The sequence below is a fragment of the Daejeonella sp. genome, assembly GCF_049655485.1.
Taxonomy (GTDB): domain Bacteria; phylum Bacteroidota; class Bacteroidia; order Sphingobacteriales; family Sphingobacteriaceae; genus Daejeonella.
On the sequence record NZ_JBASJU010000395.1, the window covers coordinates 1 to 9,971 of the forward strand.

The 9,971-nt window shown below is 40.7% G+C and carries 13 protein-coding genes; 9 read left to right on the forward strand and 4 right to left on the reverse strand.

Annotation, left to right across the window (positions count from 1 at the left end; all coding sequences use genetic code 11):
• From WBJ10_RS16120 to WBJ10_RS16135, 4 genes are all read left to right on the forward strand, one after another.
• Nucleotides 1-159: DUF551 domain-containing protein (locus WBJ10_RS16120; protein WP_424292156.1), on the forward strand; the 159-nt coding region annotated here is incomplete at its 5' end.
• A 141-nt stretch (nt 160-300) separates the two neighbouring features.
• Nucleotides 301-741 (forward strand): DUF2147 domain-containing protein, encoded by a 441-nt coding sequence (locus tag WBJ10_RS16125; protein ID WP_424292133.1) that lies wholly within the window; start codon nt 301-303, stop codon nt 739-741.
• Nucleotides 742-791: 50 nt separating this feature from the next.
• Nucleotides 792-1,715, forward strand: a complete 924-nt coding sequence (locus tag WBJ10_RS16130) for an SdiA-regulated domain-containing protein (protein WP_424292135.1) — start codon at nt 792-794, stop codon at nt 1,713-1,715.
• A 94-nt stretch (nt 1,716-1,809) separates the two neighbouring features.
• A complete protein-coding gene (locus WBJ10_RS16135) occupies nt 1,810-2,103 on the forward strand; it encodes a hypothetical protein (RefSeq protein WP_424292137.1) in 294 nt (97 codons plus the stop codon).
• A gap of 81 nt (nt 2,104-2,184) precedes the next feature.
• Here WBJ10_RS16135 and WBJ10_RS16140 read toward each other — a convergent pair whose 3' ends face one another.
• The 3 genes from WBJ10_RS16140 to WBJ10_RS16150 all read right to left on the reverse strand — a co-directional run bounded on the left by WBJ10_RS16140 (nt 2,185) and on the right by WBJ10_RS16150 (nt 5,362).
• A complete protein-coding gene (locus WBJ10_RS16140) occupies nt 2,185-3,636 on the reverse strand; it encodes a M48 family metalloprotease (protein ID WP_424292139.1) in 1,452 nt (483 codons plus the stop codon).
• Between the two features lie 49 nt (nt 3,637-3,685).
• Nucleotides 3,686-4,456 carry a Ku protein gene (locus tag WBJ10_RS16145; protein WP_424292141.1) on the reverse strand — a complete coding sequence of 257 codons (771 nt, stop codon included), beginning with the start codon at nt 4,454-4,456 and terminating at the stop codon, nt 3,686-3,688.
• A gap of 141 nt (nt 4,457-4,597) precedes the next feature.
• Entirely contained in the window at nt 4,598-5,362 is a 765-nt protein-coding gene (locus tag WBJ10_RS16150) for a 3-keto-disaccharide hydrolase (RefSeq protein WP_424292143.1), read from the reverse strand.
• Between the two features lie 70 nt (nt 5,363-5,432).
• On the opposite strand from WBJ10_RS16150, the gene folB reads away from it, so the two are divergent.
• The 3 genes from folB to WBJ10_RS16165 are packed head-to-tail and all read left to right on the forward strand — an operon-like array spanning nt 5,433 to nt 7,829.
• A complete protein-coding gene (gene folB, locus WBJ10_RS16155; protein ID WP_424292145.1) occupies nt 5,433-5,798 on the forward strand; it encodes a dihydroneopterin aldolase in 366 nt (121 codons plus the stop codon).
• Entirely contained in the window at nt 5,798-7,195 is a 1,398-nt protein-coding gene (locus WBJ10_RS16160; RefSeq protein ID WP_424292147.1) for an FAD-binding oxidoreductase, read from the forward strand. The genes folB and WBJ10_RS16160 overlap by 1 nt, the downstream gene beginning before the upstream one ends.
• A 1-nt stretch (nt 7,196) precedes the next feature.
• A complete protein-coding gene (locus WBJ10_RS16165; RefSeq protein ID WP_424292149.1) occupies nt 7,197-7,829 on the forward strand; it encodes an MgtC/SapB family protein in 633 nt (210 codons plus the stop codon).
• On the opposite strand, the gene WBJ10_RS16170 is transcribed toward WBJ10_RS16165, so the two are convergent.
• The gene (locus WBJ10_RS16170) at nt 7,798-8,247 is read right to left on the reverse strand and encodes an acyl-CoA thioesterase (RefSeq protein ID WP_424292151.1); all 450 of its coding nucleotides are present in this window, start codon (nt 8,245-8,247) and stop codon (nt 7,798-7,800) included. The two genes, WBJ10_RS16165 and WBJ10_RS16170, sit on opposite strands and share 32 nt — an antisense overlap.
• 138 nt (nt 8,248-8,385) lie before the next feature.
• Here WBJ10_RS16170 and WBJ10_RS16175 point away from each other — a divergent pair, with 138 nt between their 5' ends.
• Nucleotides 8,386-8,835 carry an Hsp20/alpha crystallin family protein gene (locus tag WBJ10_RS16175; RefSeq protein WP_424292153.1) on the forward strand — a complete coding sequence of 150 codons (450 nt, stop codon included), beginning with the start codon at nt 8,386-8,388 and terminating at the stop codon, nt 8,833-8,835.
• Between the two features lie 96 nt (nt 8,836-8,931).
• Nucleotides 8,932-9,971 (forward strand): nicotinamide mononucleotide adenylyltransferase (locus WBJ10_RS16180; RefSeq protein WP_424292155.1); only part of this gene is annotated, 1,040 nt, incomplete at its 3' end.

Here is a 9,971-nt window from a genome sequence, read left to right on the forward strand (position 1 = left end):
CCAGAGCAAGCAAAAGATGTTCTTTTGTTTGATGGAGGACAAATATACTTCGGTTATTACAGCGAAAAGTATCACAAATTTGTGGTAGCTAATGATAAAGTGTCGCTCGACGACTTCACTCATTGGATGAGTTTACCGCCTTTTCCGGCAAAATCCTAAGCACTCCACCATACCGGAAATATTGAACTTTATAAATAATTAGAACCTCCCCGGCATTGTTTTTGTATTAAAGGCGGGATAAGCTGTCCACTTAAATTAAACATTTGATGGGCACACATCATCTACCTAATTATATCTGCTATGAAGTTCAAGTTGATTTTAACGTTGCTGATTCCAGTATTTTTTTCAATACCTTGCTTAGCCCAAAATGGCGATGCGGTGCTTGGAATGTGGCAAAGTGAGCATGGAAGTGCCCGGATACGAATATCTAAAGGCGGGGAAAATTACAATGGTAGGATTGTCTGGTTGAAGGACGGAGAAGACGAATCCGGAAAGCCAAAAACCGATAAAAACAATCCCTCAGAGGCTTTAAAGTCGAAGCCTATTATAGGGATGGAAGCTCTAAGTGATTTCGTCTACAAAGGCGATGGGGTTTGGGACGGCGGAACCGTTTATGATCCCCGTACCGGCAAAACGTATGACTGTAAGTTATCGATGGGTCCAGGCGGGAAACTGGAAGTCAGAGCTTTTATGGGTATTAGCCTGATTGGCAAGACTCAAACCTGGTCGAGAGTTAAATAGTTAATGAAATATGGGCTCAGGCCTGAAGCCGAAAACTAGATAAGAAATTAATGATAGACAAAACTCCCGTTAAAATTATAGCTATTATAGTGATTCCCATAGTTTTAGCCGTATTGATCCGGTTCGCAACCTGGGATGAGAAAGACACCAAGTCGAAGAAAGGCTCAGATAAAACTGAGAAGATTGACTTAAAAGGTTTCGATAATGAGTCGGCTGCGAAGGTAATGATCAGCTGGTTATTGCCTGAGAAATTACTGGAAGTATCTGGTATAGCCTGGATGGACGCTGATCGTTTCGCATGTGTTCAAGATGAACTTGGAAAAATCTTCATATTTAACGCCCGTCTAAATAAAATCGAAAAAGAAATACCTTTTGGCCCGAATGGAGATTACGAAGGAGTTGCGGTTGTAGGGAAGAATCTCTATGTGCTTCGAGCGGATGGAACTTTGTTTGGCGTTGAGAATTTCGCAAGCGATAAGCCCAATGTTAAAATGTATAAGACTCACCTCGGTAAAAAGCAGGATTGCGAAAGTCTTGCTTATGATGATAAAAATAACAGGCTTCTCGTTGCTGTAAAAGAGGAAGATTCCTTTAGTAAAGATTATAAAGGAATTTACGGCTTTGATCTTACGTCGAAAGCTATGTCCTCCACACCAGTTTATAAAATCAACCTGAAAGATGCGATCTTCGAGCAGGTAGATGAAGAAAAAACTAAGAACTTAATAAGCCCTTCAGATATAGATATTAATCCGCTTAACGGTAGTATTTACATTCTTGAAGGCACAGTTCCAAAACTGCTTATTATGAGCCCTGAGGGTAAATTACTTTCTCTTTATAAACTTGATAAAAAAGAATTCCCTCAGCCAGAAGGAATTACCTTCGCCGATAATGGAACAATGTTCATTTCCAATGAAGGGAATAAGAAGGATGAGAAGGAAGGGAATATCCTTCAGGTTGATCTTTTGAACAAGTGATAAAAAAGGATGAAGAGGATTGGAAACTTTTTTGATAGATATACGTTCAGATAATAACTAAATATTAACCCAGTATTAACTAAACTAAAAACTAATGGAAACGTTTAAATTAACAAAATTGAAAAGTCTGTATGCTATCCTTTTCCTGGCATTTAACAGTGCAATGGTATATGCACAGGATAGCTCAAGCACTTCAACTTCTACCAGATCCAGCAGTTCTGTCACGACTGAAACCACTTCGGTCGAACCATGGGTATGGATTGTAGGTGCGGCAATCCTAATTGTCATCATTGTTGCCTTAACCCGCAGCAGCGGAAGTAAGACTTCAGCAGGAACTACTGACCGCGTGACGGTTACTAAAAAGGTTGAGCGCGAGAATGATATATAATTATCATTGATTTACCTTCTGCGAAGGCATAAAAAAGCCCGGATGTTTATGACATCCGGGCTTTTTTATGTTATCGTTTTTTTATTTATCTAGAATCTTAATTAGTGATCCCTGTGCAACCCGGTCTGTCAAACTCATACCATTAAGGACAGATAATTCTTCCTGACGTTTTTGGGGAACATTGTAGCTGGCAAGTGCTTGTTGCAAAGTGCCTGCTTGTTTAACCGTCTTTATCCTTATGCGATCTGCCAGCTTATTTATCTTTTGAGCATCGGTAAGCTGTCTGAAGTTCCGCATCGTTTGTGAGAACGTTTGAGAGTAGTTATTGAAGTCAGCAGGCGAAGACGCTCCAAGCAGCATATATATATTGCCTCCATATTCAATTAAATACGTTAAGGTTCTTGCTGACGATGCCTGACCCTGCTGCTGAGGCCTTACGTCTGCTACCAGCGCCAATGCGTTCATGCCATTAACAGTTACTCTATTTGATTCCAGAACCTGTAGATTGTTTTGCTGAACCATTGCATTTGCAGCCTCATCAAGCGTTTTACCCGGAGCAAAAGTCATCATCATCAAAGCACGGCCATCTCTGGGGGCCATTTGGACACGCTGCGGAGTGTTTTCGTAACTCCAACCCTGGGGCACAGGGAACTGGAATTTTAATACCGGATGATAAAAAACATTGTCTTCCAGGTATCCGCCTTTAGGATCTTCACCATAAATAATTCCGTCGATCTTTCTTAAGTAAGACTCGCGGTTAACCATCGGGTTTGTCAGGTTCAGTTTTTGCTTCCATTCAATAGCAAGTTGATTAACTGCAATGTTCCTGTCCCCTGGGTTTGGATGGGTAGACAAGAAATCTGGCAACTCTGCACTCTGTGATCCAGCACTTTTACGCTCAAGTGTATTGAAAAATCCGGCCATCTCGGTTGCATCGTATCCTATCTTCGATGAATATTCCACGCCAAGATCATCGGACTGCCTTTCGGCGTCTCTGCCGAACTTTAAAAACAGAACACCTAATCCTTGTGACAAAGGCTCTGCTAATTGTCCTAATTGTGGCACCAATATCATACTTCCTATTAAGCCAACCTGGCCCAGCATAGTTTTCGCTTGCTGTGCCACTGTGTGTCGTGCAGTAATATGCCCTATTTCATGTCCCAACACTCCTGCAAACTCCGCTTCATTATTAAAGTGAGCCATTATTCCTCTGGTGAAATAAACGTATCCGCCAGGAACTGCAAAGGCGTTTACTGCATCCGAATCTACTATCTTAAACTCATACGCAAGGTTCGGGCGATGCGACACTGCCGCCATTGCTTTACCCTTTGTCGTGATAAACTGCTGTAGCTCCGGATCTTCGTAAAGGCCATACTGGGCAATTATCTGGGGGTCTGCCTCTTTACCCATAGCAATCTCCTGGGCTTCAGACATCAGGACGACTTGTTTTTTCCCCGTCACAGGGTTAACGGCACAGGCATTAACAAGGAATATGGAACTCGTTAAAAAGCCAAATAGAAGGTATCTTTTCATTTTTATAAGGGTGAAGTTTGGTTTAATTTTCATGTCAGTTATTATTATTCTAAGCGCCTTTTCGGGAACTCAGACTTTCCATTAATTGAGAGTAGAGATCATCATTTGATGATTTTTCTGGTTTGAGCTTCTTAATCGACGGACGTTTGCCTTTAGCTTTGGCTTTGATGATTTTCAATAAATCGCTGGTATATTCGTCTTTGAACTGGTCGATCTTAAACTTGGATGTATACTGGTCAATTAAAGCCAGGCCTACATCGAGTTCTTTTTTATTGATGGTAATATCCGTCGGACTAGCTATTTCTTCCATAGACCTGACTTCTTCAGCGAAGCGGATTTTGCTGATGACTATAACTTTATCCAGGGCATGTATCACACAAAGATTTTCGGTACTTCGAAGTACAAATCTTCCGATCCCTGCTTTCCTTGATTTAATAAGCGCTTGAAGCAATAAAGCATAGGCTTTCCTTCCCTGAGTTTCGGGTTCAGAATAATATGAGGTCTCGTAATATATGGGATTGATGTCGGTCAGATTTACGAAATTTTCCAACTCAATCATCTTGGTTTTCTTCGGGCTCGCATCTTCGAAATCCTGATCATCCAGAATAACATAGTCATCATCTATAGCGTAGCCTTTAACGATCTTCTCAAAAGGAACTTCCTTGCGGGTTTTTTCGTTAATTCGTTGGAATTTGATTCGTGAATGGTCTCTTCCATCCAGCATGTCCATATCCAGCCTGCTATTCTGAACAGCCGAATATAGCTTTACAGGTATGTTGACAAGGCCAAAGCCAATAGAACCCTTCCAGATCGATCTCATAATATTAAAGCTTTGACCTTATCAACATTCCAACCAAGAAATGGTTTGCATGCGATCTTACAAGCTTTAAATTAATTGCTTAGCAAAAGGGCATCAGCGTGATGCCAAGAACTCAAGATAAATCTTTCCGATATATCTCTATTAGAGTTCCCGAACCCAGATGTTTCTAAAACTTATCGCAGGACTCGGATCTCCGTGATCCTGAAGCTTGATGGGCGTCGGGCCGTGCTTTTTATATTTAGGTGCACCTATATATACTGTTTCTCCCTTGATTTCAGTATTATTTTGAATAAGTACTCCATTATGCAGTACTGTAATTCTGGCTGGCGTTTTCAGGGAACCATTGTCGTTAAAAATTGGTGCTGTCCATATTATGTCGTATGATTGCCATTCTCCCGGCTTCTTTGAGGCATTCACTAAGGGTATAAATTGCTTGTAAATACTTCCTGCCTGGCCATTGCTGTACGTAGCATTATTATATGAATCTAGCACCTGCAATTCATATCCTCCATCTCCAGTTCCTGTTGATGCTACAAATACACCGCTATTTCCCCGGCCTTGTCCCTCACCTGTAATATTGGTGGGAATTCTCCATTCCAAATGGAGTTGATAGTTATTAAATGTTCTTTTGGTTTGTATATTTCCGGTGCCTTTTTTTACTGTAAACATATCGCCAGAGACAATCCATTTAGCGGCTGATTTGTCTTTAACGGTTTCCCACTCGTCGAGATTTTTACCATTAAAAAGGATAATTGCATCAGCAGGTGCAATCTGCGATTCTGAGGACATGGCAACAACTTTCGGTACTGGTGTCCATAATTCTGTATCTTTCGGATTTCCTCCCTGTGCATTTGCCATTAGGGCGGTCAACAATAAACTGGTGGTAAGACAAGAGAATTTCAGCATAGGTATAAGTTTTTATTAGACCAATATAAGGAAACAAAACACTATGCTCAAAATACTTTATTTTTGTTGAATGGGAACAATCAGACAAAAGGTAAGTCTCGAAGGTGTGCGAATTTTTGCTTACCACGGTTTTTATGCGGAAGAGCGGGTTTTAGGGACAGAGTTTATAGTGGATGTCGACACTGAACTCGAAGTTTTTTCCGCTGGAGATGATGAATTATCCAATACCGTTAATTATGAGAAATTATATCAAATCATATCATTTGAGATGAAGATACCCAGAAAGCTGCTTGAAACTGTTGCGCATGCGATTCTCGATCAGATAAGGCATGAGTTTCTGGCTGTAAAGAATATACGTGTGGTCATCCGCAAAATGCATCCTCCTTTGGGTGGTGATGTCAGAAATTCCACCATAGAAGTAAATTATAGTCGTTAATGCTGTACCAAAAAATATCAGATTCAATCCTTGCCCGTGTAACAGAAATTGTAGGGCCTGATAATGTATTTATAGAACGTTCGCAGCTGGAAAAATATTCCCATGATGAGACCGAAGATCTCATTTTCTATCCGCAGGTTGCAGTTAGCCCCATCAATTCGGAACAAGTTTCCAAACTGATGAAATTGTGCAGCGAAAATATGATCCCACTTACTCCACGGGGAGCAGGAACGGGACTCAGCGGCGGGGCCTTAGCTGTTCACGGTGGCCTGCTGGTATCGATGGAGAAATTTAACCAGATCATTGAGATCGATGAGAGAAACCTTCAGGCTACGGTGGAGCCTGGTGTCATCACAGAGGTGCTCATGAATGCCGCAGCTGAAAAAGGTTTGTTTTATCCAGTAGATCCATCCAGTAAGGGATCATGTTTTATCGGGGGTAACATTGCACACGGAAGCGGTGGCCCCAGGGTAGTTAAATATGGCACCATTCGAGAATACATTTTGAATCTTGAAATTGTCCTGCCCAGTGGGGAAATATTCTGGACCGGGGCTAATACTTTGAAATATGCTGCTGGCTATAATCTAACGCAGTTAATGATTGGGTCGGAAGGTACCTTGGGAATTATAACCAAGGTGGTATTGAAATTAATCCCACAGGTGACTCAGAGTATCGTTATGCTTGCTTCTTTTCGGACAAACGAAGAAGCCTGTGCGGCAGTTTCATCCATATTTATGACCGGAGTTACTCCTTCCACACTGGAATTTATGGAAAGAAGAGGAGTGGAATGGGTAATTGAATATGACAACTTTCCATTTGATCTCAAGCCCGAAGTGGGAGCCTTTTTGATGATTGAACTTGACGGAGACGATTTAACTGTTTTAATGCAGGATGCCGAAAAAGTTTATCCCGTGCTGGAATCTCATGGTTGCCTTGATGTTCTCCTTGCTGATACTGCGGCTCAGAAAGAAGCTATTTGGAGGATGAGGCGAACTATGCCGCTCTCTGTAAAGTCAAATTCAATTTATAAGGAAGAGGATACTGTTGTTCCGCGGGCTGAACTTTCCAGACTTATTCATGGAATAAAGGAAATTGGTTTACGCTTCGGTTTTGATTCTATATGTTACGGGCATGCCGGTGATGGGAACCTGCACGTCAACATAATTAAAGGAAGCATGAGTGATGAGGACTGGAATTCCAAATTAAAAGATGGGATACGGGAGATATTTGTTCTTACCGTGTCTCTTGGTGGAACTATATCTGGTGAACATGGTATAGGACTGGTTCAAAAAGAATTTATGGATATCAAATACTCCGAAGTTTATATGAATCTCTTGCGTGGGATAAAAGCAGTATTTGATCCCAAAGGAATACTTAACCCGGGCAAAATATTTTAAGATGGATATAAATTCGAATGATTTAATTACGATGCTGGTATCGGTCTTATGCGGCGGAGTGCTTGGGATTGAAAGAGAATACCAAAATAAGTCGGCCGGACTGCGAACCATAGTATTGATATGTCTGGGTTCAACAGTCTTTACCATGGTATCTCAAAAAATTGGCGTTAATGATGATCGGGTAGCCGCTAATATAATAACGGGTATTGGTTTCATTGGGGCAGGTGTAATTTTTAAAGAAAACTTCAACGTCAAAGGATTGACTACCGCAGCAGTTATTTGGATTTCTGCAGCTATAGGAATGGTAATAGGTATAGAAGAATATATTATTGCTTACATCCTGACATTCATTATATTAGTAGTTCTCATTGGGTTTGAAAAAATAGAATCTCTTATAGATCGTTTGAATCATAAACGAACTTATCGCATAACTTTCGCGAATGATAAATTGAGCAATATAAACTTGGTTGTATCCATTGCTAAGGATGAGAAACTCAGCGCGTCAGTTAGGCACCTCGCAAAATCCGATAATAAACTAATTGTTCATTTCGACCTGAAAGGAAGCAGAAATCACTTTCTTGACCTTACTGAAAAATTTATAGCTATACCTGAAATTCTGGGGATAGAACACTAAGTGCTTCAAACTCCCTCATTTTATTCTTTTGGTAGGCAGGTATGTTAACCGATTTGTTCAGATTGTAGTCGTAAGTAACACAACTGGTTAGGCCCATGGTGCAAATTTCTTCTTTTCCCCCCACTTTTTTTACCAGTATATATTCCACGTCGAAGCTGCTGTTCCCTATTCTAGATGTCCGAACATATGCGTATATCTCATCATGCAATGTAATCGGCTTCAGATATTCGATTTCCGACTTTCTTATAATGATGCCCACAGTTTGCCAGTCCCATTTTATGATTTCTTTCCAATATACCGACCGCGCAATTTCGAAATACGTTAAATAAGTCGCGTTGTTCACATGTCCGAAAGCGTCGATATCAGCGAATCGAATAGGAATTGAGGTTTTGTAGTGGTAGCCTTCTATTGTGCACATGTCGTTCTGTCGTGAATTATTTATTGATATTGCCAGTTTGTCATTCAAAATGTATCTGATAGTGTAGTGATAACCAAGATGGTATACCTATTGTTCTGCATCTTGAAAAATACTTACTAACAATTAGAGAAAAAACAAATGACAGTAGTAAAATTCACGAACGGACAAAAGAATGGTGCATTAAAGTCACCATACTCAGACATTTTCAGTTCACTATTTAACCCAGATCCATTTCAAGCGAAAGGTCTTGTTACGCGCATTCCTGCGGTTAATATTGCGGAGACTGAAAGTGCGTTTCAAATTGAACTTGCCACGCCCGGTTTAGGGAAAGACGATTTTAAAATTAATGTTGAAAAAAATCAGTTGACTGTTTCTGCTGATAAAAAACCGGAAGAATCGCAAGTTTCTGACGGGAAGAAATATAATAGGAGAGAGTTCAATTTCAATTCATTTACGAGAACGTTTACCCTCCCGGAAACGGCCGATCAGTCGAATATCCAGGCTGAGTATAGAGACGGTGTTCTATTTCTAACCGTTGGCAAGAAGGAAGAGGCGAAGATACAGGTCAGAGAAATTTCTGTAAAATAATAAGTTTAGGTTCAGGTTTTGTTGATTTGCAAGCGGCTTTATATAAGCCGCTTTCTTTTTTTTATCCGTCAACATCTAAAATTGTAGATTTGCCTCATGCCGAGAGAAATTTTAGAAAACAAGCGTAAGGCGCTCAAAATAAATCTGGATGAGTCAATTTATGGAACCTTTGCAGAAATTGGTGCTGGCCAGGAAGTAGCTCGAAACTTCTTCACTGCAGGTGCAGCTTCGGGGACAATTGCTAAAACTATGTCGGCATACGACATGGTATTTAGTAATTCGATTTACGGTGCAGAAGAATCAGGCAGGTATGTTTCCGAATCACGTCTTGATAAAATGATTCGCCATGAATTCGGCTTATTGTCGGAGCGTCTGCATGGTCCGCAATATGAGAATAAGACATTTTTTGCATTTGCAGATACAGTTACCACTTTAAATTTTAATAAAACTAATGACCCGCATGGCTGGCTCGGCATACGCTTTCAGCTTACTCCGGGGGGAGAAGCAAATGAAATCGTTTTCCATGTAAGGCTTCTCGATAGTGATTCAAATCTCCAGCAAAACGTACTCGGCGTGCTGGGGGTAAACCTTGTTTACGCTGCTTACTATTATACTGATGATCTCCAAGCTATGATCGAATCGCTGGTGGATAACCTTTCAATTGGTTCAGTAGAAATTGATCTCATTAGCATAAATGGTCCTCAATTTAAAAATGCTAACGACCGTCTGGTTAACCTTTATCTGATCGCAAAAGGATTTTCAGGCGCTGCCATATTCGATCCCAAGGGTGAAGCGCGTCAGTCGAAAGATGTACTGTATAAAAAGGATGTGATGATCCTTCGAACGAAATTCGGTCAAAAATCAACGCCGAATTTTGATTTATTCAATCGTGCTGTAGAGCAGTTCAAAAGGTCACAAAAAGTTGATGATAAAAACATTATTGTCCTTATCGAAGTACTGATGACGAATTTTCTCGACGATAAATCCGAAATAGGCAATGAGGAACTCGAAAAGTTTGCACGACGAGCAGAAGAACTATGCGCCACCGGAAATCACGTCATTGTATCTGACTTTGCGCGTAACCATAAGCTCGCACAATACCTTTCGAGATGTAATCCCAAAAGTGTCGGAATTTC